Raw genomic sequence first — 26,703 nt, forward strand, 5'->3', positions numbered from 1 at the left:
AGCTCAGATGGGTAGAGCCTCGGCTAAATAGCCGATTGTCGCGGGTTCGACTCCCGCTCCACGCCTGCAAAGGCATACGAACGTAACACGCTGTACCCGGTGTGGCTTTGAGCTACCGCAGCAATGCCGCCGGTGTCCGGTTCTCCGCACATCAGCGGGAACAACAGGAAATGCCGCAATCTTGGGCTGCTCCCCTTGTTCCTGCCCATGTTCAGGTCAACCGCACATCCGCACTGCGCTGCAGCCGGGATTCAAACAAGGAGAATAAAAATGTGGCAACGCTTTCAAGTTAAAAAGAATGAACGTGGCCTGTTGCTGCGCAACGGGGATGTACAAAAACTGCTGGAACCCGGTGAATTTCATCTGTGGAACTGGCCCAAACGCTATACCTTGCTGACTTTTTCGCTCGACGAGGCCGCCTTTACCCACTCGCTGGCCGATTATCTGTGCCGCAACGAGGCAGCGCTGGTCGAGACGTATTTCCAGCGTATTGAGCTGGCCGACCACGAAGCGGCGCTACGCTATGAAAATGGCGTACTGGCTGAAATCCTGCTGCCCGGCTCACGCCAGCTGTACTGGAAAGCCGCCGCGCCACAGACTTTTGAACGCATCGACTTGCGTACGCAATTTGAATTGTCGCCTGCGGTGCTGGCGACGCTGACTCAGGCCGCGCTACGCGCCAAAACCATACGCAACAACAATACCGTGCTGCAGGTGCAAGTGCCGGAAAGCCATATCGGCCTGCTGCATAGCAATGGCCAATTTCAACGCCAGCTCAAGCCGGGGCGTTATGGCTTCTGGCGTTTTGGCCGCGAGCTGACGGTTGAGCTGGTCGATACTCGCCAGCAAACCGTCGAAGTCAGCGGGCAGGAAATCCTGACCCGGGACAAAGTCTCCTTGCGGCTCAATCTGGCGGCCAACTGGCAGTTCACCGATATCGAGCTGGCGTTTACCCAACTGCCCAAGCCTGTGGATTTTCTGTACCGCGAATTGCAGTTTGGCTTGCGCGCTGCGGTAGGCACCCGCACGCTGGACGAATTGCTGGAAAACAAGCAACTGATTGATGATGTCGTCGCTGCACATATGCGCACCCGGCTGGCCGGATTGGGGCTGTGCGTTCACAGCGTGGGCGTGAAAGACATCGTGCTGCCCGGTGAAATGAAAACGCTGCTGGCGCAAGTGGTCGAGGCCGAAAAAGCCGCGCAGGCCAATGTGATCCGCCGCCGCGAAGAAACCGGCGCGACGCGTTCGCTGCTCAATACCGCCAAAGTGATGGAAGACAATCCAACCGCGCTACGGCTGAAAGAGCTGGAAACACTGGAAAAACTGGCCGAACGGATAGACAAAATCTCTGTTTTTGGCGGGTTTGATCAATTGCTCAATGGCATGATCAAGCTAGGTAAATAAGGGGTATGTGCCTGTAGGCATTTCCCAAAAAAAGCTACAACAATATACCCCTAAAGAGGAAAGATCATGAGTAAGTTTGATATTCTGCAAGTACAAAACGGTAAGCCCATCAAGCTGTGGACCAGCGGTGTTCCGGTTGAAGATGAAGCGCGCGAGCAACTGATCAACACCGCCAAGATGCCATTTATTTTCAAGCATCTGGCCGTCATGCCTGACGTGCATCTGGGGAAAGGATCCACCATCGGTAGCGTGATCCCGACGCACGGTGCGATTATTCCGGCTGCCGTTGGTGTTGATATCGGCTGCGGAATGATGGCCGCGCGCACCACGCTGACGGCTAGCGACCTGCCCGACAATCTGGCCGGATTGCGTTGCGCGATTGAAGCTGCCGTGCCGCATGGCCGCACGACTGGGCGTGGACAACGTGATAAAGGTTCGTGGGATACGCCGCCCGCGACGGTCGACGCGATGTGGGGTGAGTTGCATGAAGGCTTCCAGCGCATTACCGATAAATACCCGCGCTTGAAAAACACCAATAACCATAAACACCTAGGGACTTTGGGAACGGGAAATCACTTTATCGAGGTGTGCCTGGACGAAGAAAACCGCGTCTGGTTTATGTTGCACTCGGGATCGCGCGGCGTGGGTAATGCGATTGGAACGCACTTTATCGAGCTGGCGCAGGCCGATATGCGATCACACATCGCCAACCTACCACACCGCGATCTGGCTTACTTTACCGAAGGTAGCCAACATTTTGACGACTACGTGGAAGCCGTGGGTTGGGCACAAGATTTCGCGCGTCGCAACCGTCTGGTGATGATGCAAAACGTCATCGCTGCAGCACGAAAAATCATCACCAAACCCTTTGCCGCCGACGTTGAAGCGGTGAACTGCCACCATAACTATGTGCAAAAAGAAACGCATTTCGGCAGCGAAGTGCTGGTGACGCGCAAAGGCGCGGTGTCTGCGCAGAAAGGCCAACTGGGGATTATTCCGGGCTCGATGGGCGCGAAAAGCTTTATCGTTCGCGGACTGGGAAATGAAGAAGCATTTTGCTCATGCAGCCACGGCGCAGGCCGCACGATGAGCCGTACCAAGGCGCAGAAACTGTTTACCGTCGAAGATCAGATCAAAGCCACCGCACACGTCGAATGCCGCAAAGACGCCGACGTGATCGACGAAATCCCGATGGCGTACAAAGACATCGACGCCGTGATGGCAGCGCAATCGGATTTGGTTGAGGTGGTGCATACGCTGCGTCAGGTGGTGTGTGTGAAGGGGTAACAGCCCACGTTGTTGAGTAAATTGCCAATCAAAAAAGTGAACATTTTGACATGAACAACTTATTGAATATGGTGTACCAAAATGCGCCTGATTTGCCTCACGAAATTTTTCGTTTGACCAATGCAGGTGCCGATCCGAATGTTATTACCCAGTATGGCGAATCGCCCTTGCGAATCGCGCTCAGGAATGGGCGCTTAGATGCCATTCGTGTATTGCTCGACGCAGGTGCAGATGAGCGCCAGCTGGGTTGGAGTGAGCTGCATCGCCTCGTTGCTTTTGGCACGATAGGGCAAATTAAAGCGCAGCTACAACAGCATGGTGGACGCGATGAGCGGGATTATTGGGAGCACACGCCTTTTTTATTGGCGGTAAGTTTGGGAGATCAGGCCAAAGCTGCATTTTTGCTCGCGATGGGTTGCCAAATTGAGGAACGTGGTCGTTGTGCTAAGAGCGCACTTCAGTATGCCGCTCAGCAGGGAAATCTCAATATGCTGGCATGGCTATTGGCGGCTGGGCATGAGATTGACGCGGTCGATGATTTTGGCGGGACGGCTCTGATGGAAGCGACAGAGTGCGATCAAGCTGCAGCAGTCAGATTTCTGCTCGCGCAAGGGGCGAACTGGCGGCGTGAAAACCATATTCCGCAACGCGCGATACATTACGCACGGAGCAAAGCCGTGATTGAAGCCTTGCATAAGACGGGTGAATCCTTATCGGTGCTGGATGGCGAGCAGTTGGGTATTTTTTTAAGCTTGGAGCGTGCAGCGGAGCTGCAAGCACGCAAAGTTGAATTTCAGCAAGCCGCGACCCGTGAATTTGGTGTTAGCAATGCCGAGCTGACTAATCACCCGTTTTGGTTAGAGATGATCCGTACTGGCGTGAATGCCTGGCATGCGCGCAATCACTATGAGATGCGTGATTTCCCAAAACCAGTTTGGTGCTTTGATCGGTTTGGCCGTACGGTGAATCGTTTGCCTGATGGACGGGTGGTGGTGATTGCGGGCGAGCACGAAGATTATTACGACCCCGATTTTTGCATTTACAACGATGTGGTGGTCTTTCATCCCAGTAGCAAAATTGAGATATACAGCTACCCAGAGGGTGTTTTTCCACCAACCGATTTTCATACTGCGACCTTGGTGGATGATGCGCTGTATTTGATTGGCAACCTTGGCTATGCCAATGCTTGTCAGCCAGTTCAGACACCGGTTTACCGTCTTGATTGCAAAACCATGCGGATTGAACAGGTAAAAACGAAGGGCGATGGGCCGGGTTGGATTTATCGGCATCAAGCGGAGCTCAAAGCGGGCGTTATTCTAGTGACGAGCGGCAAGCAAATCATCAACGTCCAAGGTGCCCGTGAATATGTCGATAACGACGCGACTTGGGCGCTTGATTTGAGAACGCTCAGTTGGCAAAAACTAGCTGATTATTAAACGACTGGATGTATAGCCGTTAATGCAACAACAAGAATGGCTCATTTAGGTATATGCAATAGGGGTATGTAATGAAAACTCACTTCAGTCACCCGTTGGATGCTCAGGTTAAGCAGCGAGTCAGCACAGAATTGGCGGCCATCGAGGCCAAATACCAAGTGCGGATTTTGTACGCTTGCGAGTCGGGCAGCCGTGCCTGGGGCTTTGCCTCACCGGATAGTGATTACGATGTCCGCTTCGTTTATGTCCACCAGCCGGAATGGTATCTGCGCGTAGAGCAGCAACGCGATGTGATCGAAGTGCCGATTTCAGACGAGCTAGACATCAGCGGTTGGGAGTTGCGCAAAGCTTTGCAATTGCTTAATGCATCCAATCCAACACTGTTTGAGTGGTTAGCTTCGCCGCTGGTCTATCGAGCCGATGACGACTGGGTCACGCAAGTGCAGGCCTTGAGCGCTTCATTTTTCTCGCCGCACAAAGGCTACTGGCATTACGTGAGCATGGCGAAAAGAATTTTCGCGGCTATTTGCAAGGAGAAACGGTGCGCTTGAAAAAATACCTGTACGTGTTGCGCCCGCTGCTGGCGGCGCAATGGGTCGCCGAAGGTCGGGGCATTGCGCCGATGCGCTTTGCAGACTTGGTGGATACCTTGATTACTGAACCTGCCTTGCACGCAGAAATCAATCAATTGCTGGCAATCAAAATGGCAGCCAATGAAGCAGAACATGGCCCACGGTTTACGCGCATTCATGATTTTATCGTGCAACGCCTGCATCAGCCCGAGCCTGCCGACTTACCACGCCGGGATTGCGATCTGCAGCAACTCGATCGCATCTTGCTGGCAACGGCACTAAATCAATAGGTATAGACTTGAAAGCATTGCTAGTCATTGCTTTCAAAGCCATACCCAAGGAATAGAAGAATAATGTTACAACTTGATGGAGCGACCGGCGGTGACCAGATTTTGCGTAGCGCGCTGACGCTTTCGATGATCACAGGTCAAGCATTTCAGATTAAAAATATCCGCGCCAAGCGCCCCAAACCCGGCTTGCTGCGCCAGCACTTAACTGCCGTTGAAGCGGCAGCGGCGATTTGCGGTGCACAGATGACGGGCGCCCAAATCGGCTCGACATCACTCAGCTTCAAGCCCGGCGCGATTCGCGCTGGCGATTACCGTTTTGCGATTGGTACGGCGGGAAGCTGCACGCTGGTGTTGCAAACCGTGTTGCCTGCACTATGGTTTGCTAAACCGACGTTTGCGGATGCACCAAGCAGCGTGACCGTCTCCGGCGGGACGCACAATAAAGCCGCGCCGCCAGCCGATTTTCTAATTCGGGTCTGGCAGCCGCTGATGGCGCGTATGGGCGTTCAGCAAGAAATCACGCTGAATCGGCACGGCTTTTATCCGGCGGGCGGCGGCGAAATCGCGGCAACGGTGTCACCATGCAAATCATTGCAGGGCTTTGATTTGTGCCAGCGCGGTGCTTTGCGCCAAATCAGCGCCACGGCGCTGATCGCTGGCGTTCCAGCCAAAGTCGCGCAGCGTGAGCTCGCCGAAATCGAGCAAAAAATCGCTGGCGTCAGCACTGCGATACGTGGGCTGAGTAATGATCAAGGCCCCGGCAATGCGGTGCTGATTGAAATCGAGCATGAAAATATCACCGAAATGTTCACCAGCTTTGGCGAAAAAGGCGTCAGTGCCGAATCGGTTGGCACGCAAGTGGCCAATCAGGCTTTGCGTTACCTGCACAGCGGAGCAGCAGTCGGCGAATTTCTGGCTGATCAACTGGTGCTGGCTTTGGCGCTGGCCGGATCAGGTCGCTTCACGACAACGCATGTGTCATCGCATTTGCTGAGTAATATCGACGTTATCGAGCAATTTTTGCCGGTCAAAATCACACAAACACCGGTGGACGATGGCGTAGAAATTAGCGTCAATTTGCTCAATTAAGGTCAATGATGCCAGCCAGCGATTGCTCCAATAGTTCGATCAACTCTGGGTCCATAAACTGATAATCGTCGGGAATATCGAGCACATGGATAGGTTTATTGCTCAGCAAGCGCGTAAATTGCACGCGCAGTCGTGATTGGTGCTTTTCTTCCATCACGCAAATCACATCCGCCCAGCGAATATCGTCAACCGACACCGTATGCCGCGCATTCGGGCTAGTGCCCGCCGAGCGAGTCAGCAGCTTTGGATGTTTGCGCCAATGCTGCTCGGCCGTCGGGCTGCGCCACTGGTTGCGGCTGCAAATAAACAGCACTTTGGTTCGCTCTAATTTTTGTGCCATTGCTTCACCCCTGATCTTTAACCTACAGGTATTACCACACAAGCCATATTCAATATGACCTACATGGCAATACCCCATCAGGCTAGGTTTTCAATAAATTGCTCGCCCTTGAAAACCCGTTTCGGGCTACCGCGTTCGATTTGGTAATGTTGCAGGCGTCGTACAGCACGCTGCACGCCCATTTCGTCGGCGGCGCGGCAAGCTAGGCGATAGGCGATCAGCTGTTCGGCCAGCCTTTTATTGGCGTGCTGGCTGCGCTCGGTTTGCACTTTCACCGTGATGCCGGTCGCGATATGCGTGGCGCGCACGGCAGATTCGGTTTTATTGACATGCTGCCCGCCGGGGCCGGACGAGCGGGTGGTTTCAAAGCGGATTTCACCCGCCAGATCGCTCGCTGGCGTGGCGCAGCGGAACACGCCAATAAACCAGTTTTTGCGCAAATGCCTGGGGCGATACGGGCTGGCGCAAATCCACTGAATCGTGCCTTCCCATTGCGCAATCAATTGATTTGCGCCTTCGCCATCAATACTGAGCAATACCGAGCGAAACGTCCCGGCTTTATCGCCCGCTTCTTGCTCTAGCAGATCCAGCACCAGCTTGCGCTGTGCGGCCTCTTCAATGATGCGGCCGAGCGCGTTGGCGACCGCCAGCTGGCATTCCAGTGGGCCTTGTGCGGCGGAGATTTGAAATAAACTCATTCGCAGCACTCCCCACGCGTTTTGTAAGTGAGCATCGGTTTGAGCCGCGCAATCACTTTGATTAAGCCCGCACCAACCAAGGTCGAAATGATATTGCTGGCGGGCTTGTAGGCCTCGGGCGCTTCTTCATAAATCAGCGCGCGATCGGCGCAAATCACATGGCTGCCGAGCTTGGTGCGGCTCAGTTGCGCCACGGCATAGCGGCTACTTAAACGCCCTTTGCACTCGCTGCGCATCCATTTGCGCCCCGCGCCATGCGCGAGCGATTGCAGGCTGACATCGCTTGGCATCGGCAGCACCAGATAGCTGTAATCGCCGCGCGAACCGGGAATCACCACTGCGCCCTGATCGGCAGGCGTTGCCCCTTTGCGGTGTATCCAGCCTTGCAAGCCGTACATTTGCGCTGGCTGCACCAGATTGTGATTCACGTCCAGAATCTGCGTTCCATCCGTACTCAGTTTGGCCAGAATGCGCTGTGCAATCAGCAAGCGATTCACTTCTGCAAAGCGTACAGCTTGATCATGCTCGGCCAGATACGCCCGGCATTCCTTTGAGTCGGCCAGCAAACCCTGATGGCCGTGCTGATCGATATGCTGGCGCAAAATATGCTGCCCCAGCCCGCGCGATCCGCTGTGCACCAGGAGTTGCAATTGCCCTTTATTCAGGCCCAAGGCCTGAAACGCTTCGGCATCGTGAATCTCGTCGAAGCACTGCAATTCGGCAAAATGATTCCCGCCGCCAATGGTGCCTAGCGCTTGCCGGAAACCAATCTCGGCGGGTAGCTGGCTGGCAATCAGCGCCTGCCACTCTTCGCCCTGCGCGTCGTCGCACAAAGAGCCGTCGATATTGCCGATTTTCTTGTCCAGCTTGCTGTGGCTGACTTTTCTGGCGTCGAGCTGGGTTTGCCAGAGCGCCATGCCGCAGCCGATATCGCCACCGATCAGCGCTGGGTAAATATACTCAGTAGAGAAAAAGGCCGCACCAACCGGATAGCCGCGACCGGGGTGTAAATCAGGCATGCCGGAAACGTAGTGCATACCGGGGAGTTTGGCGGTGTTTTGAAGCTGCTGAATCGCATCGCCTTCGATCCAGGTATCTGCAGACGCGATTAAATTAACGCGCGCAGATAACAATTGAACATAGTTGCCCATGATAAATCCATATCAATTTTTGAAATATTTGATGTGGCAGGCCAAGGCCTTGGGCAATACGAGGGATTTACAGCAGAAAAGACTCGATCAACCTAGGCGCGGACTGCGGAGAATGTAGTGATGTTTTGCATGGTGTGTTCTCCTTTAACAGTACGGTTGATGAAATGAATGCGCATCGTACATCTAAGTGGGCGTGTTGAGAAAGTACTTTGCGTTGTTAATTGTAAATGGATGTATCAGCGCAACCAGCATTTCCCACAAGACAACGCATAAGATGGCAATACCCCATTCTGGCGAAAGGAGCGTATTGCCTATAGTTCTTGATACACCAATTTAATCAATCGAAATAATTATTATTTACACCCATTACAAATCGTGAAATTAGATCAAGCATTTATCAGTCACGCCAGTGGTGTCCGGTCAAAGCGGCTTCATCAATTACGGAGAGTGGATGAAAAATACCAACAACACAAATGAATTACTCTCTCGACGCTTGCCGAACATTGCCATCAGTATTGTTACTTAATATGACAGTAATTTTCACAGCATTTATTAGAATGCCCCTTCGCTACAAGGGGCATTCTCATTGGGCTCAATTTCACGCCTATATTCAACAATTCACGACTTTAATAGGCTGAAATAAGTTGTCTAATCATAATAAAGTTGTATCATAAAATCGATGTAAGTTATTGATTTTTAGATGTGGTACTTTTTTGTGTAAAAATAAAGTTGTATCATGAAGTGAGCTTTTCATCGGAAACGCTGCTTATTCAGTAATAATAAAGATGTATCATGATGTTTTTAAAGGGTCAGAGACCTATTGGAAAGCTAGGTTGGTGGAAGACCCTTACTTCTGTGAGGAAACTGATATCAGGCCTCTATCATAGCGAATCGTTGAGTACGTAGCGTTTGTTTTTTTAGGGATTCCACTAAAAATGGCGAGCATTTTATGCTCGCCATTTGCATTTTCACTAACTTATCTGTTTTTAGTCATGGCTATGGCCGTGTGCTTGCTCATTAGATTTTGAAGCATCGGCACTGCTGTTGCCGAAAGTGGCAGTCATGCCGATCAACGTTGCCAATATGCTGAAACGAATTACATTAGTCATGGCTTTCATTGTATGGGTCCTTTTTCTAAATTGGGTTTCTTTAAGCTGATAAGCAGTGTCCACATCATTTTTTGATGGACTGATAGTCGCCACTAACAGCAACCTCATGCTCTAGGAAGGTCATATGTCATCTTGGAACAGTTTGACGAGGTTGATTTTAATCACAGAAAACTAAGTTAATCCCAGCACTTCCACTTCAATGGCATATACTACGGGCATGCGTAGAATTCTCTATTTCCTTTTCGTTGTATCCATTGCGTTTCAAGGCTGGGCGAACGCTCGCCCCCAAGAATCGCATTGCATGATGAAAGAGATGACTATGCACGCTCAAATGCAGAATTGTGATGAAGCGATGCCTTCATGTTGCGATCAGCACAGCGCCAAGAAAAATTCACAAGTAACTTGCAAACACATTGTTGATTGCCAATCTGGACAACTCGGTGTTCTGAGTATTGTACTTGATAAACCTCAGTTGCCTGTTGAAGCTGTATTTACCCCCGCACCTCATTCGGTCCCTTTTTCTCTCGACTTTTCTAACGTTTGGCGACCACCACAACTCGGCTAATTCCAACAAATAACGTCATCTTCGAGCGCTGTTTTTCTGCTCTCGATGGTGGTTTTTGCTCGTCGTTTGATTGCGACCAGCGAATTGAATTGGAGTTAGATCATGAGAAACTTCTCGTGGCATATTCTGGCGACCAAAATGGCGCTTGCAGGACTTATTGCAAGTACGCCATTTTCTGCCTATGCCCTTACATTTGAATCAGCACAAAATATTGCATTACAAACTGCACCTCAATTAAAGGCGAGTAATGCACAAATTACCGTCGCCCAACAATCGGCTATTCCCGCAGGAGAATTGCCCGACCCTAAAATCAAAATAGGTGTTGATAACCTGCCCATCTCTGGCCCGGATCGTTTTAATCCGGGGCCAGGCGGCATGGCGATGCAAACATTTGCACTAATGCAAGAGTTTCCCAACAGCGATAAACGAAACGCTCGCGTTCAGGCCGCAAACTCTCGAATTGCGGTGAGTGAAATGGAGTACAGAATTGCTCGCCAGAATATTGCTCGTGAAACCGGTCAAGCGTGGATCGCACAATATAGTATTGAGCAACAAATCGCTTTGCTAGATAAATTGGAAACCGAAAACAAGCTATTTACCAAAGTGATTCAGGCCCAGCTTGCATCTGGTAAAGGCAGTATCACCGATACAATTTTACCTAAACAGGAATTAGCTCGATTGGGCGAAATGCGCGATGAACTGATTGCTCGTCGCTCTCAAGCTATGGCACAGCTCAGTCGTTGGGTAGGGAAGGCTGCAGATGAAGGGGTAACGGGCAATCTACCTCTGTTTCAAATTGATCCTCAAACCTTGCAAAGTCACGTTGCAAATCGTCCTGAGCTTGCAGCATTTGATCCAAAAAGCAATGTGTTAGATGCCGAAATTGCAGAGGCGCGAGCGAGTAAAACACCTGATTGGGGTGTGGAGCTGAAATACCAGCGTAACCCGCAGGATTATGACTCGGTCATGTTGGAGTTTACGTTTGATTTACCCATCTTTTCTGGTAAACGTCAAAACCCCTTGATTGCCGCCAAAGTAGCAGAACGCTCGGCGCTCGATGCTGAGCGTGAAGCATCTATTCGCGAACGAAGTGCCGAATTAGCCAATGACATCGCCGATTTACAACGCTTGCAACAAGCCGAACAACGCTATCAAACCACACTCATTCCATTGGCAGAAGAAAAAATCACTTTATCTTTAACGGCGTGGAAAAGTGGGAAAGGTGCGCTCAGCGAAGTGATTGCGGCACGGCGTGACCGGCTTGATACCCAACTCAAAGCCATCTCTATTTCGGGTGAATTGCAGCAGCTCCAAGCCCGTCTGCACTTTACTTACTCCAACGCCACCGCAGGAGTTGCGCAATGAATACCAAACACACCATTATTGCGCTTTCAATTGGCGCAGCATTACTCGGCCTTGGCGTTGTCGGCGGCAGAATGAGCGCCACATCGCATGAAACAACGGCGGCAGAGCCTTCAACAACAGAAAAAAAAGTATTGTACTGGTACGACCCGATGAAACCTGACATGAAATTTGATAAGCCGGGTAAATCGCCATATATGGACATGGAATTACTGCCCAAATACGTGGGTGACTCGACTGAATCTAGTGGCGTAAAAATTGATGCCAGAACACTGCAAAATACCGGTATGCGTCAGGCTACGGTAGAGCGGCTATCGGTCTCGCAGAGTATAGATGCCACTGGAGTACTGACGTTCAATGAACGAGATGTTTCCATTGAACAAGCGCGTAGCGCGGGTTTTGTCGAGCGGGTATGGTCGTTAGCTCCCGGAGACATTATTTCCGTCGGCCAACCTCTGGCCGAAGTTCTTATTCCTGAATGGACCTCAGCGCAGCAAGAGTTTTTGGTAATCCGCAGTAGTGGCGATGCCAGCTTGATCAGTGCTGCGCGCGAGCGTTTACTTTTGACTGGAATGCCGAGAAGCTTAATCTCCGAGCTTGAAAAAACCGGCAAAATCAGCGCGCGCCAGACGATTCGCAGCACGCAAGGCGGTGTAATTCAGGAGCTATCGGTGCGCAGCGGCATGACGCTGGCGGCAGGGCAAACGCTGGCCAAAATTAATGGCATCAGCTCGGTGTGGCTTGATGTCGCCGTACCTGAAGCACAAGCGGCGGCAGTACAAGTGGGTGGTAAAGCTGATGTTGCATTGGCGGCTTTCCCCGGCGTTATGCTAAGCGGTAAAGTCTCCGCCATTTTGCCGAGCCTCAATGACGCCAGCCGCAGTATCAAAGTGCGCGTCGAACTCCCGAACCGGGATGGCCGCTTACGCCCAGGGATGTCGGCGCAGGTGAAACTGGCGGGACTTTCATCAAACGCGGCACTGGTCGTCCCAAGCGAAGCCATTATTCGCACCGGTAAACGATCTTTGGTCATGCTGCTGAATGGTGAAAATCACTTCGAGCCCGTTGAAGTCAGTCTTGGAGCCGAAGTGGGCGATAAAACCATCATTGTTAACGGCTTAAATGAAGGTCAAAAAATCGTCGCCAGCGGACAATTCCTGATCGACTCAGAGGCCAATCTAGCTGGCATCAAAACCAAACTGACGAGCGACAAAGTTGCATCAGCAGTGCAAACCATGGTGGTGGATGATGCTGAAGCAACCATCAAAGAAATTGATGGGCAGCAAGTGACTCTGACCCATGGGACATTCAAAATCATTGGTATGTCAGCGATGACCATGGCTTACCCGGTTGCAAATCCCGGCGTGCTCACAGGATTTAAAGTCGGCGACAAGGTGCGGGTCACGGTGCATCAAAGCGATGACGGTCTGGTCGTTGAGCGTTTGAATAAAACTAAAGCTCAAGGAGGTCGGCCATGATCGCTCATCTAATTCGCTGGTCGGTTGGCAACCGATTTTTGGTGCTGCTGGCGATGGTATTTCTGACTGCATGGGGTGTCTGGGCGGTCAAGACGACGCCGATTGATGCCTTGCCTGATTTATCCGATGTTCAGGTGATTATCCGCACCAGCTATCCGGGGCAAGCACCGCAAATTGTCGAAAACCAGGTCACTTACCCGCTCACGACGACAATGCTCTCGGTGCCCGGCGCGAAAACCGTGCGCGGATTTTCATTCTTTGGTGACAGTTTTGTATATGTATTGTTTGATGACCAGACTGACCTGTATTGGGCACGCTCGCGGGTGCTGGAATACCTCAATCAAATCCAGAGCCGCCTGCCTGCGTCAGCCAAATCGTCCTTAGGACCCGATGCGACCGGCGTCGGCTGGATTTATCAATATTCATTGGTCGATAAAACCGGCAAACACGATTTGTCACAACTGCGTGCCCTGCAAGATTGGTATCTCAAGTTCGAACTCAAAACGTTACCCAACGTCGCCGAAGTCGCAACTGTCGGCGGCATGGTCAAACAGTATCAGATTGTTCTTGATCCAATTAAATTGACCAGTTTCGGCATCACGCAAACCGAAGTTCGCGAAGCGGTTGAAAAGGCGAATCAGGAAACCGGTGGTGGCGTACTGGAGGCGGGTGAAACCGAATTAGTGGTACGTACCGACGGCTACCTCAAGTCTATCAACGACTTCAAGGCTATACCCGTCAAACTCGCCAATAATGTGCCTGTTCTGCTGGGCGATTTGGCGACGATCCAGCTCGGGCCTGAAATGCGGCGCGGGATTAGCGAGCTCGATGGCGAAGGCGAAGCTGTTGGCGGCGTCGTGATCCTGCGCTCGGGCAAAAATGCCCGCGAGACCATCGCTGCGGTGCATGCCAAACTGGAGCAACTCAAGCCCAGTCTGCCCGCTGGCGTTGAAATCGTAACCACCTATGATCGCAGTCATTTGATCGATCGTGCCATCGAAAACCTCAGCTTCAAATTACTAGAGGAATTTTTAGTCGTTGCACTGGTTTGCGTAATTTTTCTGGGGCATTTTCGCTCCAGCATGGTCGCGATTGTCTCGCTGCCGCTGGGCGTCCTGATTGCGTTTCTGGTGATGCGCTATCAGGGCGTGAACGCCAATATCATGTCGCTCGGCGGCATTGCGATTGCCGTTGGGGCGATGGTCGATGCCGCCGTGGTGATGATAGAAAACGCGCATAAAAAAGTAGAGGTCTGGCAGCACGCTCATCCCGGCGAGACGCTCAAAGGTGAGGCGCACTGGCAGGTGATGACGGAAGCTGCGGTTGAGGTGGGGCCGGCGTTGTTCTTCTCCCTGTTGATTATCACGCTGTCGTTTATTCCTGTGTTTACGCTGGAAGCGCAGGAAGGTCGATTATTTTCGCCACTGGCATTTACCAAAACCTATGCGATGGCGGCGGCGGCGGGGCTTTCAGTGACGCTGATTCCGATTCTGATGGGCTACTGGATACGCGGCAAGCTGCCCGAGGAAAGTAAAAACCCGCTCAATCACTTGCTGATCAAGATTTATCGCCCTCTGCTTGACGCGGTATTGGCAAAACCAAAAATCACGCTGCTGGTTGCAGTGATGGTATTCCTGACTGCGCTTTGGCCAGCGAGTCGCTTGGGCGGCGAATTTCTGCCGCCACTCGATGAGGGTGATCTGCTCTATATGCCGTCGGCCTTGCCGGGATTATCGGCACAAAAGGCCAGTGAACTGCTGCAGCAAACCAACCGGATGATTAAAACCGTCCCCGAAGTGGCGCGCGTTTCAGGTAAAGCGGGTCGTGCCGAAACTGCGACCGATCCGGCTCCGCTGGAAATGTTTGAAACGACCATCCAGTTCAAACCTCGCGAACAATGGCGGCCGGGGATGACGCCGAAAAAGCTGGTAGAAGAACTTGATAAGGCAGTCAAAGTACCTGGCTTGGCCAATATTTGGGTGCCGCCGATTCGTAACCGGATCGACATGCTGGCGACCGGGATCAAGAGCCCGATTGGCGTCAAAATTGCGGGCAGCAATCTGGATGACCTCGACAAAATCGCCCAGCAAGTTGAAACCATCGCCAAAACCGTTCCCGGCGTGAGCTCGGCGCTGGCCGAACGGCTGACCGGCGGGCGCTACGTCGACGTTAAAATTGACCGCGCTTCCGCCGCGCGCTACGGGCTCAATATTAGTGATGTCCAAGCCGTCGTTGCGAGTGCGATTGGCGGGGACAATATTGGCGAAACGGTTGAAGGTTTGGCGCGCTTTCCGATCAATCTGCGTTATCCACGCGAATGGCGCGATACCGTTGAGAAAGTGGCTAATCTCCCTTTAGTCACGCCGCAAGGTGCGCAAATTACCTTGGGCATGGTTGCCAAAGTATCCGTCAGCGATGGCCCGCCGATGCTCAAAAGCGAAAATGCCCGTCCTACGGGCTGGGTCTACGTCGATGTACGAGATCGTGATCTGGCCTCGGTGGCGCAAGATCTGCGCCGCGCCGTTACCGCGCAAGTGAAACTGGAACCGGGTATCAGCATCAGTTATTCAGGCCAGTTCGAGTTTCTGGAGCGCGCCAATGAGCGTCTGAAACTGGTCGTTCCTGCAACATTGCTGATTATTTTTATCCTGCTCTACCTGACATTTAAGCGGATTGATGAAGCGCTGCTGATTATGGCGACGCTGCCGCTGGCGCTCACTGGCGGCGTGTGGTTCCTGTATGCAATGGGCTACAACCTGTCGATTGCAACTGGCGTCGGTTTTATTGCGCTAGCAGGCGTTTCGGCTGAATTTGGCGTGATTATGCTGCTGTACCTTAAAAATGCGTGGCAGGAACGGCTGGATAAAGGAGACCGCAGCGATCAAGGCTTGCTTGATGCCATTACCGAAGGTGCCGTGCTGCGAGTTCGCCCCAAAGCGATGACCGTCGCGGTGATCATCGCGGGCTTGCTGCCGATTTTATTGGGCAGCGGCACCGGTAGCGAAATCATGAGCCGCATTGCCGCACCGATGGTCGGCGGGATGATTACGGCACCACTGCTCTCGCTGTTTATCATTCCGGTTGCTTATCAATTAATGAGGAGGCACCGGCAAACAGGCTAAAGTGACAGCAAGGTGAATGGATGTTTCTGATTTTAATCAGAAAAATTCATTCACCTTGCCGGAAAATTGCCAACTTTATGACGTTTAAATGGTCTACGTTGGTAGTGGCAGGCATTTTAACGCCGAATGTAAAACAGTAAATATCAAACTCTTTCAGGAGCTCATCATGAATCTCGTTCGCCCATTGATCATTGCAACTACCTTTGCTTTTTTGAGTACAGCAGCCTTGGCTGAAGATGCCCATCACCCCGCATCCGCGGCATCCAGCGCCAAAGCCAAGCCCGCACACACCGCAAGCCCGATGGTATCAAAAGAGTCCATGCAGAAAATGGATCAGCAAATCAAAGCCATGCAGGACATGCACGCAAAAATGCTGAACGCCAAGACCCCCGAAGCACGCAATGCCTTGATGACCGAGCAGATGAAAGTCATGCAGGACGGGATGGCGATGATGAGCAGCATGCCCATGATGTCCGGAATGATGGATGGCAAGATGGGGATGATGGGAGGAAAAAATGGCATGGCGATGGACGTGGCGGCCAGTCATCAGATGATGGAAAAGCGCATGAAAATGATGGAATCCATGATGCAAATGATGATGGATCGCATGCCTGCAGCCAAATAAGGAGTAACGATCATGGATCACGATCATAAGCAGCAAGCGCCCCGCTTCTGGGGCTCCCGCTATGCAATGGGTTTGATCGTGATCGGCGCGGCGGCGGGCTATTTTTTGCTCACCGAGCATCTGGCGCACGTCCTCGGAGCTTTACCTGTCCTCTTGTTGCTGGCATGTCCATTGATGCATATCTTTATGCATCACGGTCATGGTGGCCATCAACATCACCACCACGATGAGCCGGAGTCTAAAAAATCACCAGGAGACCCATCATGAACCACGGTGAATCGGCCTATGGCTTATGGGTTTTGGTGATTATTAATTCGGCCATCTTTATCCTGTTTGCATTCAGCTTTTTCAAACCGGCGACGGCGCGGGACTGGCGGACATTTGGCGCATTTTCAGCCTTTATCGTCGCCTTGTTTGTCGAGATGTATGGTTTCCCGCTCACCATTTACTTGTTATCGGGCTGGCTACAAACCCGCTACCCCAATCTGGATTTGCTGTCGCATAACTCAGGCCATTTATGGTCAACGCTGCTCGGTGAAAAAGGCGATCCGCACTTCGGTATGCTGCATATCGCCAGTTATGTCTTGCTCGGTTTCGGCTTTTATTTGCTGTCCAGCGCATGGAATGTGCTGTACCACGCACAATGTCGACAAACACTGGCGACCAGCGGGCCTTACGCACGCATCCGTCACCCGCAATACGTCGCTTTTGTGCTGATCCTGCTTGGTTTTCTGTTCCAATGGCCTACGCTGCTGACGCTGCTTATGTTCCCAATTTTGTTGCTGATGTACACGCGTCTGGCCGTCACCGAAGAAGCGGAAATGCAGGCGCAGTTTGGAGAAGAATTTGAGCGCTACGCCCAAACGACGCCGCGATTTATTCCTCATCTTTGGATGTGACACTGCAAACCGAATTTGCCATCTTAGTTATGGGTATGTTCATAAACTCTTCATGTTCATTGGTGTTTGGCAATATACCAATGGCAGTATTTGAAACTGGCATTTCATATGGCGTTGCCAACAAGTTGCGAACGCTCACACTGAAAGAGGTTGCAATATGCATCAGCATCCCAGTCATATGCACCATGAGTCAACGCCGCACGAAAAACATGACAGCATACTCAGCGATCCCGTTTGTGGCATGACGGTGACGGTGCAATCCCAGCATCAGCATGAATACCAAGGGCAACAGTATTACTTTTGCAGTGCCCGCTGTCTGGGTAAATTCAGCGCTAATCCAGGCCAATATGTACATGCTGCTGAACTAGATCCAGTATCTGCACCGGTTCCAAGCAATGCCATTTATACCTGCCCGATGCATCCTGAAATTCGGCAAAATCAACCGGGTTCCTGCCCGAAATGCGGAATGGCGCTGGAAGCAGAAATCCCCAGTCTTGATGACGAAGACAACGCCGAATTTCATGATTTTCAGCGTCGTTTCTGGCGGACCTTACCGCTGACCTTGATTGTTTTTGTGCTGGCAATGTTTGGTCATCGACTTCAATGGTTAACTATGTCCGTGCAAAGCTGGGTCGAGATGCTGGTGTCTGCACCGATTGTGCTTTGGGCGGCAGCCCCGTTCTTTAGCCGAGGCTGGCAATCCCTCGTCCATCGCAGCCCCAATATGTGGACGCTGATCAGTCTGGGAACCGGCGCAGCTTTCATTTACAGCATAGTGGCAACCATTGCACCACAGTTGTTTCCCGTTTCATTCATGTCTATGGGGCGGGTTGCGGTTTACTTTGAAGCCGCGGCCATCATTATCTCGCTCACGCTGCTGGGACAGATGCTGGAACTTAAAGCCCGCTCACAAACCTCGGCTGCCATCAAATCATTACTTGGACTGGCACCAAAAACGGCGCGCCGTATTCAGCCTGATGGCACAGAAGACGATGTGCCTTTGAGTCATGTGCATGTCGGTGATCTTTTGCGTGTTCGCCCCGGGGAAAAAGTACCGGTTGATGGTGTCGTGCTTGAGGGGCAAAGCGCCATTGATGAAGCCATGCTGACTGGTGAACCATTGCCAGTGACGAAACGAGTGGGCGATAAAGTCATCGGTGCGACGATGAACACCAGTGGCGCACTGATTATGCGTTCCGAGCGCGTCGGTGCTGGTACGGTACTGGCACAGATTGTTCAGATGGTGGCGCAAGCTCAGCGCTCTAAAGCGCCGATGCAAAGAATGGCCGATGTGGTGGCGGGCTATTTTGTCGTTTCGGTCGTGGGTATCGCCATCCTCACGTTTTTTGTCTGGGGAGCGTTGGGGCCAGAACCCAGCTGGGTTTACGGCCTGATCAATGCCGTTGCGGTGTTAATTATTGCTTGCCCATGCGCTTTGGGGCTGGCAACGCCGATGTCCATCATGGTGGCAACAGGGCGCGGTGCGACGCAGGGGATTTTATTTCGCGACGCCGCAGCCATTGAGCATCTGCGCAAAGTGGATACCCTGATTGTTGATAAAACCGGCACGCTGACCGAGGGGCGACCAGTCTTTGATCAGCTGATTGTTGCCCCAGGTTTTGAGGCCGATGACGTATTACGTTTAGCGGCGAGTCTGGATCAGGGTAGCGAGCACCCGCTAGCCAATGCCATCGTCTCGGCGGCGAAAGAGCGCGGATTAAAACTGGACAAAGTGACAAACTTTGAATCCGGTTCGGGGATTGGCGTGCGGGGAGAAGTGTCCGGCCTACAGTTAGCCTTGGGCAACACGGCATTGATGCAGCAAATCGGCGTTACAGTCGAAATGACGACTCAAGCCGAAGCCCTCCGAGTCGGAGGTGCAAGCGTGATGTATCTGTCCATCGATGGTCAGCTGGCCGGATTGCTGGCAGTGGCAGACCCAATCAAAAACAGCAGCCTGGAAGCGCTCCAAACTCTGCAATCGGCTGGACTGAATATCATAATGGCAACAGGTGATGGGTTGACGACCGCCAAAGCTGTCGGTGCCCGCCTTGGCATTAACGAAGTTTACGGCGAGGTCAAACCGGCCGATAAACTCAATTTGGTCGAGCGACTACAAAAAGATGGACATATTGTTGCGATGGCGGGCGACGGCATTAACGATGCGCCAGCTCTCGCCAAAGCAGACGTTGGGATCGCGATGGGCACCGGCACTGATGTCGCGATGAATAGCGCACAGCTTACCTTGGTTAAAGGTGATTTACGTGGTATTGCGATTGCAAGGTTATTATCTGAGTCCACCGTGGCCAATATGAAGCAAAACTTGCTGTTTGCCTTTTTGTACAACGCCTTGGGAATCCCGATTGCAGCGGGCGTGCTGTACCCCCTTACAGGCTGGCTACTATCACCAATCATTGCGGCGCTTGCGATGAGCTTCAGCTCGGCATCGGTGATTGGCAATGCACTGCGTTTGCGACGCTGGAGGTAACTTGCAATTTTGAAACTGTTACTTAATGACGTGGAGGTCGGTTACAGCATGCGTTATCTTTATGCTTCAGCGCATCGCGGTTATTTTCATCCTGATACTGGTACAGACTGATCCGCCAGCGCCACATCCATGTAGCAGGAATAAATGGTTTCAGCGCATTGGCGATTTCGCCGAATTGCAAAGTACGAACGTCATATTCAATCAGCCAGTTGTTGGCATCTTGTTGTGAAACCGCCAAGAAGCCAGGCAAGAAGGGTAAGAGCTGACCAAGCTGCTGATGGTTTGCAGATTTTAAATGCAGATGCCTTTTTTTGATCCAAACTTCATCCATATTTATTCCATTCGTTCACGTGAGGCTTACACTTTGAAATATGCTCAGCGTAGATTAATCGAGATAATATGCACTTGCCCCCGAACAATGCCCAACTAAGGATGTTTACTACGTAACACGCCAATGCCAGTGACAACCATCCCGAGAATGCCACATCCAATCATGATCTCCCCAAGTGTGTGATGCCAGTCTCCTTGAGGAGTAAGAAATAACATTGATCCACTAATCACCAGTGCGGCATAAGCAATAGCGCCCGCAAGCCTTTCAAGATTGCGGCTAAGTCTATCCCCCATGTTCTCCAAACGTGGCAACCGACCCAAATTACCTTCTGCGACGCGACGGAGAATACGTCGTGTGTCACTTGGCGCATCCAGCATAAAACGTTCTAACTCTCTAGCCAGCTTTGCTGTTTTTCCTGCAATACGCTGTTTTGAAAAATGCTGCATGGTTAATCGTGATATTTGCTCACGAAAAGAAGTGATGTAGTCATGGTTCGGTGCCAATTGTTGAATCATTGATTCCAAAATCACAACTGCGCGGGTCAGTAATACAAATTCGTTCGGATTTCGAATTCGATTGCGAGTACCAGCCTGAGCTAGCGCCTCAAAAGTAGCGCCAATTGAAATTGCAGTAAGATCCGCTCTGCGAATTTCATACAAAGCGGCTTTCATATCCATCAGAAGCGCCGCACGATCAACCTCTTCGCTACTCAATGCCATTTCAAGATAAGCATCGGTCGCGGCGCGAGCATCGCCAGCAATAACCGCTTCAAGTAAGTAGGCCAAGGACTCCCTCATTGGCTCGTCTAACTCGCCAGTATTACCAAAATCGAGCAGAGCGAGTCGTCCATCTGGTAAAATAAATACATTTCCTGGATGAGGATCAGCATGAAATAAACCATCCTCGAAGATGGTCTTCAACATTAATTTCAGCAATGAATTCATTGCTTCTGGCATCATTTCAGGGTGTTTTTGTGCGTAAAGATCGATTCGCTCGCCCTCTGAAAAAGACATGCTAAGTACTGAACCCCGCGAATAGGCCGTAATCACTTCTGGAACCCAAAGTTCAGGGCATTCCGACATGGCCGAGCGGAAAATAGTGATAGACCTTGCCTCGTGAGTAAAATCGATTTCTCGTTTCAGGCTGAGTGCAAATTCATCTACAACTCGATGTAGTTCCAGTTGACGTAAGTGCGGCAACACTTTTTCACCCATCGTAACTAGATGAGTAAGTAAAGCTATATCTTTGCGGATCACTGCATGCAAGTTTGGTCGCTGTACTTTGACCGCAACGATACGTCCATCAGATGTGACGGCTTTATGGACTTGGGCTATAGAGGCCGCGCCGAGTGGCTCTTCGCTAAATTCAGAAAACAAGCTCGACAGTGGTAAACCCAATTCCTCCTCAATAATTGTACGAACCAGATCAAATGGCATCGCGGGCAATTGATCATGCAGCAAAGCCAGCTCATTCGCATAATTCTCGGGAATTAAGTCCCGCCGCATGGCGAGGACTTGGCCAAATTTAATATAAGTAGGCCCTAATGCTTCGATTGCAGTTCGTAATTCCTGCGGTGACGGCCAGTGCTGCTGACCTAACAAACTCCCCAGTAGATTGTGCTTTATTAAAACCCGCAGGATATACACGATTCGCTTCGGTGCAGCCATGAAGTGATACTCGGTTTTTACTGTCATGAGTCCTCGCTTTCGCAATATGCTATCAGTTTTTTAGCCGCTCAACTTTGTTGAATTACCTCAACATCTACTGGGTAACTTTGAGATTTTCTTGTTAAATGAAGATCGCTAATTGAGTTTAAAACTTACCATAAGATTTTACGCTACCGTCTTTGGCGATCAGCATGACTTCAATCGTTCCCGGTTTATAGTCACCCATTCCCGGAGAGTTGGCAGGCATCCCAGGTACGGCAATTCCTTTGGCTGTGGGTTTTTCTTTGAGTAATTTGGTAATTGCGGCGGCAGGCACGTGGCCTTCAATGGCGTAGCCGCCCATCACGATGGTGTGACAACTCGCGGCCTTGTCCGTGCCATATTTCTGTTTGATTTCGCTCATATTGGCAGTAGGCTGTTCTTTAATTTGAAAACCAGCATCACGCAGATATTTGGCATGAGAGCCGCAGCAGCCGCAGTTTGGGTCTTTGTACATGACCCCAGAAGGCGCCGCCGCCATCGCAATCATTGGGGAAAATAAGAGACTGAGAATGAGTGATTTGAATTTCATGATTGTCTTCCTTTTGGTATTTACTTCACGAGTAGTTGTGCCATCATCCCTTGACCTTCGTGCTCCAAAATATGGCAATGGAACATTCGCAGGCCTTTGTCGTGTTGCACGGTTTTGATCCGCACGGTTTCATAGGGGCGCAGGTTAATGGTGTCGTGTAAGGCGCGGTATGGCGCGTTGCGACGTTTACCGTCCAGTTTTGAATCCAGAACGATAAATTGCGTGCCGTGAATATGGAACGGGTGATCCATGTGCGAGTTATTAAAGATCTCCCATACTTCGACTTCACCTACTTTGCTCGTTAAATCGACGCGATTCATGTCAAAGCTTTTGCCGTTCACCAAAAATGCCATGCTGTGCACGCCATTATCCATACCCATCGTTTCGCTGAATTCGACTTTCTTTAGCGCGGTAGCGCGACGACCGTTCATGAAGTCAGCGATTTTTCGCAATTGAGCCGGAATCGCTGGGGTCGGGCCATTGGTGAAATTGAGTTGCGCCAGAACACGATCCACTTCCGGGGTGACGTTGCCCATTTTTTCTCGGTTATAAGCCAAGGCCTTAAATTGAGTGATTCCTGTTTTACCATCGCCGACGATGATTTCGATGCGTTGACCTGGAACCAGTAAAATGTCATCCTTTAACACAGGCTTTTCCAGCAAACCGCCATCGGTCCCCACTAACGTGAGTTTTTGCCCGGGAATCGCCAAGCGCAAATAACGCGCGCTACACGCATTCCAGATGCGCAAGCGTTGCCGCCCGGCAATCGTAATCTGCGGTTCGCGCTGGCCGTTGATCAAGACAAACTGTCCTTCGCGGCCATTCATCCAGTCATTCGCGGTGTTATCGGGAATCTGCGCGTTCGCATCGAGCTTCAATCAGAAATCACTAAATGCTGCTCGGCAAAGTCTGCTAACGGATCACTTTTGCTACGAACGATGAATAGTCCAGCCAGACCGCGATACACTTGCTCTGGCGTATCGCCATGCGGATGCGGGTGATACCAATAGGTGCCGGCGCTGTCTTTTGGGAGTTTGAAACGGTAGACTCGCTCGCCGCCCGCAGGCACTGCATCTTGCGGATTGCCGTCTTGCTCGGGTGGCACGGGCAGACCATGCCAATGAATCGTTGAAGCTTGCGCCAGTTGATTCACAAAACGGATTTCAACTTCATCGCCTTCAAATGCCTCAATCAAGGGGCCCGGCACTTGGCCGTTATACAGCCACATTGGTGTTTTCGTACCTGCAAGCAGTTCAATTTCATGAGCGGCGGCAGTTAACGTCGCTTGAAAGAGCTTGGGTGTTGTCTCTGTATTGCGCAAGGCTGCGAGTGGCACATGAGCATGCCCAGATGCCAAAGCTGATTCGGACAGTAGGGGTGTATCGGCTGCCGTTTTAAGCGTCACTGGAGCTCCGCCACTGTGAGCGGCATGATCCATCTCCGCCCATGCACAACGTGATGTCAACCAACCCAGCGCACCTATACTTGCAGAAATCGTTAAAAAATGACGTCTATCCATTACGCTCCCCTCAAAATATGTTCTCAGTATAAAGTAAAAAATCCCACGGCAACATTGTCTACAAACCACCACTACTCATTAACGGCTTGGTATTAATACTGATTAACAATCAGTATTAATACCAAGCCGTTAATATCAATTTATTGATGAAAATCAACATCAGAAAACATATCATAGAAATATGAAATCTATTGTTATTATCGGCATGGGTTGGACTTATTCAAGTAGAAATAGTTGTTTTTCAAAGGTAGCGTAATCAACTAAATTAATTTTATTAAACCTGCAAAAAAGCCTCCATAAAGGAGGCCGGTTAAAGAATATTTACAATAAGTTATCGATTCTTCTCATTTGATTTAGCTTTGCCAGAAACTTCCTGAGAATCGATGATTTTGTCATCGGCAACTGTTTTTTTCTGTACTTTCGTAGATACGGCACCACTAGCATTGCTGCCATGATTACCGTTACCTTTGTGGCCACCATCCGCATATGCAGTTGTGATAAGGCCAGAGCCGATTGCCAAAATAATAAGAATGCGTTTGATCATGTTGGAACCTTTCAATTAGTGTCGCTGCTCATGCAGTACAGCCACTATAAACAAGCTATACCATCATCAACATGACCCATTCATTACAATTTCGTCATTCTTCATGGGAGTAAAAAATTCATCGTGAAATAAGTAGTACCATTTTCACAGCGAACTTCAAGCTTACCGTTATGAAGCCTTAAAATTGAAGAAACAATAGCCAATCCGAGCCCAACTCCGCCTTGGTGACGATCACGTGATGTATCAGCGCGATAAAAACGATCCATTAAATATGGTATATGTTCGTTAGGAATTGGTAATCCGCGATTTGCCACCGAAATTTTTAAATAGCTCTGAATTTCTGAAATACTAATTTTAACTTCAGAGTTTTTCTCTGCATGGCGAATCGCGTTACTCAACAAATTAATTATGGCTCTTGCAATCATCTGCTTATCACCAAATAAACTGCCATCTCCATGAACGCTCAAAATAAGAGATTTTTCATCCGACAGCGCATCATAAAATTCAACGGCTTGTGCTGCTAGTTCTTGAACATTGAACCACTCCGCTCGGCTTAAACAGGTTTCCTCATCAGTATGCGCAATAAAAAGCATGTCAGATATCATTTTATTAATTGCCTCTAGGTTCTCTTCAACTGATCCTAGAACTTGACTGTATTCTTCACATGATCTTGGTTTACTCAGCGTAAATTGAATTGTGCTCATTATTTTGCATAATGGAGTTCGCATTTCGTGTGCCAAATCACCAGAAAACTGAGAAAGTCGACTCATGTAATACTTAATTTGAATTAGAAGATCACTAAACGATTTACTTAAGTCTTGCAACTCACTCGGCTGATCTTTCGCGTTAATGTTATGCTCCAAGCTTCGTGCTGAAATCAACTTCATACTATTGGAAAAATCGACTAATGGAATCAAGCCTTTTTTTGCCAATTTAAATGAAATCAGGGCAGAGAGTATTGTTGTTAAGGTCATTATTCCAAACAAATACTCCCTGAACTGTTCAATAATAAGCTCGTCCTTTTTTATATCAAGAATTAGCATTACTTTTACATTGGAAATAGTTCTAATGCCGATTAAGTTGCTACGAAATCGAATAAATTCACTAAATTTTATATTGTTTTCCAGTAGAAGCCTGTGTATCTCATCCGCATAAGTGTCACTACTAAGCGCAATTGTATTGTTTTCTATAATGACCCAATGCATATCTGGGTGCCCGATTTGCATTAGCGGCAATAATTTATGAGATGATACATCTCTGATTTCATCAACACTTGAAAGCTTTTCTGTCAGCTCATTCACTGCACGGTTGTGTAATGTCCTATTCAGCAAATAGTCAAGGCTAAGCCCAGTGAGGAGTGCAGTCGTTGTACTCAACAAGCTGATTATCAAACCAATTCTAAATGAGATTGAAACTTTCCGAATCGGGTTAATCAGCATTTCGTAACTCAAAGATATAACCAACGCCGCGAACAGTGTGAATGTATTTTGTTACTGGATCTAATTCCACCTTTTGCCGAAGTCGACGCACCGCAACATCAATAACATTGGTGTCAGTGTCAAAATTAATATCCCACACATGAGAAGCAATTTGTGAGCGTGTTAATGCCTTGCCAGAGTGCCGCATAAAGAAAAGCAATAGCATAAATTCTTTTGCGGATAACTCGATAGTTATGCCTTTGACGTAGGCACGATGCTTGATTGGATCAACTTCAATTCCGCCAATAGATATCACCTCCGAAGGATTAATTACCTGATGACGTCGCAAGATATTGTTAATACGAGCATACAATTCTGGAAAGGCAAATGGCTTGATCAAATAATCATCTGCACCATTGTCAAACCCCCGCACACGATCATCCACGCGATCGCGTGCGCTTAGAATAATAACTGGCGTTTCCTTCTTAGATCGGATCGCTTTTAAAACCGCCCAGCCATCTAGCACAGGTAGCATGATATCCAGAATAATTAGAGAATAATCACCCTCAAGCGCACAATGGAGACCATCAATTCCATTTTCAGCAATCAGGCATGAAAACCCCTGCTCTTCCAACCCCTTCTTAATGTAGCTGGCGATCTGATTTTCATCTTCTATGATCAGGATTTTCATAAATCGCTCTCTAATAGGCGGTCATATAGACCGCCCCTAAAAAT

Annotated in this window: 24 protein-coding genes and 1 pseudogene; 13 read left to right on the forward strand and 12 right to left on the reverse strand. The window is 50.1% G+C overall.

Translation table 11 applies throughout. The features are described from left to right. Positions 1–270: 270 nt before the first annotated feature. From ACG2XO_RS00225 to rtcA, 5 genes and pseudogenes are all read left to right on the forward strand, one after another. A complete protein-coding gene (locus tag ACG2XO_RS00225; protein ID WP_410498839.1) occupies positions 271–1,407 on the forward strand; it encodes a slipin family protein in 1,137 nt (378 codons plus the stop codon). Between the two features lie 66 nt (positions 1,408–1,473). Continuing rightward, on the forward strand, positions 1,474–2,694 hold the full coding sequence (locus tag ACG2XO_RS00230; RefSeq protein WP_410498840.1) for an RtcB family protein: 1,221 nt from the start codon (positions 1,474–1,476) through the stop codon (positions 2,692–2,694). Positions 2,695–2,744: 50 nt separating this feature from the next. Further along, positions 2,745–4,130, forward strand: a complete 1,386-nt coding sequence (locus tag ACG2XO_RS00235; protein WP_410498841.1) for an ankyrin repeat domain-containing protein — start codon at positions 2,745–2,747, stop codon at positions 4,128–4,130. Between the two features lie 71 nt (positions 4,131–4,201). Beyond that, positions 4,202–4,992 (forward strand): annotated as a pseudogene (locus ACG2XO_RS00240) (nucleotidyltransferase domain-containing protein). Positions 4,993–5,055: 63 nt separating this feature from the next. Beyond that, positions 5,056–6,081, forward strand: a complete 1,026-nt coding sequence (rtcA, locus tag ACG2XO_RS00245; RefSeq protein ID WP_410498842.1) for an RNA 3'-terminal phosphate cyclase — start codon at positions 5,056–5,058, stop codon at positions 6,079–6,081. On the opposite strand, the gene ACG2XO_RS00250 is transcribed toward rtcA, so the two are convergent. From ACG2XO_RS00250 to ACG2XO_RS00265, 4 genes are all read right to left on the reverse strand, one after another. Next, positions 6,074–6,421 (reverse strand): low molecular weight protein tyrosine phosphatase family protein, encoded by a 348-nt coding sequence (locus ACG2XO_RS00250; protein WP_410498843.1) that lies wholly within the window; start codon positions 6,419–6,421, stop codon positions 6,074–6,076. The two genes, rtcA and ACG2XO_RS00250, sit on opposite strands and share 8 nt — an antisense overlap. A gap of 77 nt (positions 6,422–6,498) precedes the next feature. Next, positions 6,499–7,119 (reverse strand): peptide chain release factor H, encoded by a 621-nt coding sequence (prfH, locus tag ACG2XO_RS00255; RefSeq protein ID WP_410498844.1) that lies wholly within the window; start codon positions 7,117–7,119, stop codon positions 6,499–6,501. Continuing rightward, positions 7,116–8,270, reverse strand: a complete 1,155-nt coding sequence (locus ACG2XO_RS00260; protein WP_410498845.1) for an RNA ligase RtcB family protein — start codon at positions 8,268–8,270, stop codon at positions 7,116–7,118. Before ACG2XO_RS00260 ends, prfH begins: the two co-directional genes overlap by 4 nt. A 986-nt stretch (positions 8,271–9,256) precedes the next feature. Further along, positions 9,257–9,388 (reverse strand): hypothetical protein, encoded by a 132-nt coding sequence (locus ACG2XO_RS00265; protein ID WP_410498846.1) that lies wholly within the window; start codon positions 9,386–9,388, stop codon positions 9,257–9,259. A gap of 292 nt (positions 9,389–9,680) precedes the next feature. Here ACG2XO_RS00265 and ACG2XO_RS00270 point away from each other — a divergent pair, with 292 nt between their 5' ends. From ACG2XO_RS00270 to ACG2XO_RS00305, 8 genes are all read left to right on the forward strand, one after another. Further along, on the forward strand, positions 9,681–9,944 hold the full coding sequence (locus ACG2XO_RS00270) for a hypothetical protein (RefSeq protein ID WP_410498847.1): 264 nt from the start codon (positions 9,681–9,683) through the stop codon (positions 9,942–9,944). Between the two features lie 102 nt (positions 9,945–10,046). Then, entirely contained in the window at positions 10,047–11,309 is a 1,263-nt protein-coding gene (locus ACG2XO_RS00275) for a TolC family protein (RefSeq protein ID WP_410498848.1), read from the forward strand. Further along, the gene (locus tag ACG2XO_RS00280; RefSeq protein WP_410498849.1) at positions 11,306–12,784 is read left to right on the forward strand and encodes an efflux RND transporter periplasmic adaptor subunit; all 1,479 of its coding nucleotides are present in this window, start codon (positions 11,306–11,308) and stop codon (positions 12,782–12,784) included. Before ACG2XO_RS00275 ends, ACG2XO_RS00280 begins: the two co-directional genes overlap by 4 nt. After that, complete coding sequence (locus ACG2XO_RS00285) at positions 12,781–15,906, forward strand: efflux RND transporter permease subunit (protein ID WP_410498850.1); 3,126 nt, start codon at positions 12,781–12,783, stop codon at positions 15,904–15,906. The genes ACG2XO_RS00280 and ACG2XO_RS00285 overlap by 4 nt, the downstream gene beginning before the upstream one ends. A gap of 166 nt (positions 15,907–16,072) precedes the next feature. Then, complete coding sequence (locus tag ACG2XO_RS00290; RefSeq protein WP_410498851.1) at positions 16,073–16,531, forward strand: hypothetical protein; 459 nt, start codon at positions 16,073–16,075, stop codon at positions 16,529–16,531. 12 nt (positions 16,532–16,543) lie between these two features. Next, positions 16,544–16,798: a DUF2933 domain-containing protein gene (locus ACG2XO_RS00295; RefSeq protein WP_410498852.1), complete on the forward strand. Its 255-nt coding sequence runs from the start codon at positions 16,544–16,546 to the stop codon at positions 16,796–16,798. Beyond that, the gene (locus ACG2XO_RS00300; RefSeq protein WP_410498853.1) at positions 16,795–17,430 is read left to right on the forward strand and encodes a methyltransferase family protein; all 636 of its coding nucleotides are present in this window, start codon (positions 16,795–16,797) and stop codon (positions 17,428–17,430) included. Before ACG2XO_RS00295 ends, ACG2XO_RS00300 begins: the two co-directional genes overlap by 4 nt. A gap of 157 nt (positions 17,431–17,587) precedes the next feature. Beyond that, a complete protein-coding gene (locus ACG2XO_RS00305; RefSeq protein WP_410498854.1) occupies positions 17,588–19,918 on the forward strand; it encodes a heavy metal translocating P-type ATPase in 2,331 nt (776 codons plus the stop codon). A 22-nt stretch (positions 19,919–19,940) separates the two neighbouring features. Here the strand turns inward: ACG2XO_RS00305 and ACG2XO_RS00310 are convergent, their stop codons facing one another. The 8 genes from ACG2XO_RS00310 to ACG2XO_RS00345 all read right to left on the reverse strand — a co-directional run bounded on the left by ACG2XO_RS00310 (position 19,941) and on the right by ACG2XO_RS00345 (position 26,659). After that, a complete protein-coding gene (locus ACG2XO_RS00310) occupies positions 19,941–20,249 on the reverse strand; it encodes a hypothetical protein (RefSeq protein WP_410498855.1) in 309 nt (102 codons plus the stop codon). A gap of 95 nt (positions 20,250–20,344) precedes the next feature. Next, a complete protein-coding gene (locus ACG2XO_RS00315; RefSeq protein WP_410498856.1) occupies positions 20,345–21,943 on the reverse strand; it encodes an ABC1 kinase family protein in 1,599 nt (532 codons plus the stop codon). Between the two features lie 118 nt (positions 21,944–22,061). Beyond that, positions 22,062–22,487 carry a DUF411 domain-containing protein gene (locus ACG2XO_RS00320; protein ID WP_410498857.1) on the reverse strand — a complete coding sequence of 142 codons (426 nt, stop codon included), beginning with the start codon at positions 22,485–22,487 and terminating at the stop codon, positions 22,062–22,064. Between the two features lie 20 nt (positions 22,488–22,507). Then, complete coding sequence (locus ACG2XO_RS00325) at positions 22,508–23,365, reverse strand: multicopper oxidase family protein (protein WP_410498858.1); 858 nt, start codon at positions 23,363–23,365, stop codon at positions 22,508–22,510. Further along, entirely contained in the window at positions 23,362–24,006 is a 645-nt protein-coding gene (locus ACG2XO_RS00330; RefSeq protein WP_410498859.1) for a multicopper oxidase domain-containing protein, read from the reverse strand. Before ACG2XO_RS00330 ends, ACG2XO_RS00325 begins: the two co-directional genes overlap by 4 nt. A 331-nt stretch (positions 24,007–24,337) precedes the next feature. Continuing rightward, entirely contained in the window at positions 24,338–24,550 is a 213-nt protein-coding gene (locus tag ACG2XO_RS00335; protein WP_410498860.1) for a hypothetical protein, read from the reverse strand. A gap of 101 nt (positions 24,551–24,651) precedes the next feature. Beyond that, on the reverse strand, positions 24,652–25,989 hold the full coding sequence (locus tag ACG2XO_RS00340) for a heavy metal sensor histidine kinase (RefSeq protein WP_410498861.1): 1,338 nt from the start codon (positions 25,987–25,989) through the stop codon (positions 24,652–24,654). After that, the gene (locus ACG2XO_RS00345) at positions 25,979–26,659 is read right to left on the reverse strand and encodes a heavy metal response regulator transcription factor (protein ID WP_410498862.1); all 681 of its coding nucleotides are present in this window, start codon (positions 26,657–26,659) and stop codon (positions 25,979–25,981) included. The genes ACG2XO_RS00340 and ACG2XO_RS00345 overlap by 11 nt, the downstream gene beginning before the upstream one ends. Positions 26,660–26,703 lie beyond the last annotated feature (44 nt).

The organism is Chitinibacter sp. S2-10, assembly GCF_046530675.1.
Lineage (GTDB): Bacteria > Pseudomonadota > Gammaproteobacteria > Burkholderiales > Chitinibacteraceae > Chitinibacter.

Excerpts from the sequence above, each read along its gene's own strand:
- ACG2XO_RS00230 (WP_410498840.1), top strand. The coding sequence starts at position 1,474 with ATGAGTAAGTTTGATATTCTGCAAGTACAAAACGGTAAGCCCATCAAG.
- ACG2XO_RS00335 (WP_410498860.1), bottom strand. The coding sequence starts at position 24,550 with ATGATCAAACGCATTCTTATTATTTTGGCAATCGGCTCTGGCCTTATC.
- ACG2XO_RS00280 (WP_410498849.1), top strand. The coding sequence starts at position 11,306 with ATGAATACCAAACACACCATTATTGCGCTTTCAATTGGCGCAGCATTA.
- ACG2XO_RS00310 (WP_410498855.1), bottom strand. The coding sequence starts at position 20,249 with ATGGATGAAGTTTGGATCAAAAAAAGGCATCTGCATTTAAAATCTGCA.
- ACG2XO_RS00295 (WP_410498852.1), top strand. The coding sequence starts at position 16,544 with ATGGATCACGATCATAAGCAGCAAGCGCCCCGCTTCTGGGGCTCCCGC.
- ACG2XO_RS00300 (WP_410498853.1), top strand. The coding sequence starts at position 16,795 with ATGAACCACGGTGAATCGGCCTATGGCTTATGGGTTTTGGTGATTATT.
- ACG2XO_RS00305 (WP_410498854.1), top strand. The coding sequence starts at position 17,588 with ATGCATCAGCATCCCAGTCATATGCACCATGAGTCAACGCCGCACGAA.
- ACG2XO_RS00265 (WP_410498846.1), bottom strand. The coding sequence starts at position 9,388 with ATGAAAGCCATGACTAATGTAATTCGTTTCAGCATATTGGCAACGTTG.
- ACG2XO_RS00275 (WP_410498848.1), top strand. The coding sequence starts at position 10,047 with ATGAGAAACTTCTCGTGGCATATTCTGGCGACCAAAATGGCGCTTGCA.
- rtcA (WP_410498842.1), top strand. The coding sequence starts at position 5,056 with ATGTTACAACTTGATGGAGCGACCGGCGGTGACCAGATTTTGCGTAGC.
- ACG2XO_RS00340 (WP_410498861.1), bottom strand. The coding sequence starts at position 25,989 with ATGCTGATTAACCCGATTCGGAAAGTTTCAATCTCATTTAGAATTGGT.
- ACG2XO_RS00345 (WP_410498862.1), bottom strand. The coding sequence starts at position 26,659 with ATGAAAATCCTGATCATAGAAGATGAAAATCAGATCGCCAGCTACATT.
- ACG2XO_RS00270 (WP_410498847.1), top strand. The coding sequence starts at position 9,681 with ATGATGAAAGAGATGACTATGCACGCTCAAATGCAGAATTGTGATGAA.
- ACG2XO_RS00320 (WP_410498857.1), bottom strand. The coding sequence starts at position 22,487 with ATGAAATTCAAATCACTCATTCTCAGTCTCTTATTTTCCCCAATGATT.
- ACG2XO_RS00315 (WP_410498856.1), bottom strand. The coding sequence starts at position 21,943 with ATGACAGTAAAAACCGAGTATCACTTCATGGCTGCACCGAAGCGAATC.
- prfH (WP_410498844.1), bottom strand. The coding sequence starts at position 7,119 with ATGAGTTTATTTCAAATCTCCGCCGCACAAGGCCCACTGGAATGCCAG.
- ACG2XO_RS00285 (WP_410498850.1), top strand. The coding sequence starts at position 12,781 with ATGATCGCTCATCTAATTCGCTGGTCGGTTGGCAACCGATTTTTGGTG.
- ACG2XO_RS00250 (WP_410498843.1), bottom strand. The coding sequence starts at position 6,421 with ATGGCACAAAAATTAGAGCGAACCAAAGTGCTGTTTATTTGCAGCCGC.
- ACG2XO_RS00235 (WP_410498841.1), top strand. The coding sequence starts at position 2,745 with ATGAACAACTTATTGAATATGGTGTACCAAAATGCGCCTGATTTGCCT.
- ACG2XO_RS00330 (WP_410498859.1), bottom strand. The coding sequence starts at position 24,006 with ATGGATAGACGTCATTTTTTAACGATTTCTGCAAGTATAGGTGCGCTG.
- ACG2XO_RS00260 (WP_410498845.1), bottom strand. The coding sequence starts at position 8,270 with ATGGGCAACTATGTTCAATTGTTATCTGCGCGCGTTAATTTAATCGCG.
- ACG2XO_RS00290 (WP_410498851.1), top strand. The coding sequence starts at position 16,073 with ATGAATCTCGTTCGCCCATTGATCATTGCAACTACCTTTGCTTTTTTG.
- ACG2XO_RS00225 (WP_410498839.1), top strand. The coding sequence starts at position 271 with ATGTGGCAACGCTTTCAAGTTAAAAAGAATGAACGTGGCCTGTTGCTG.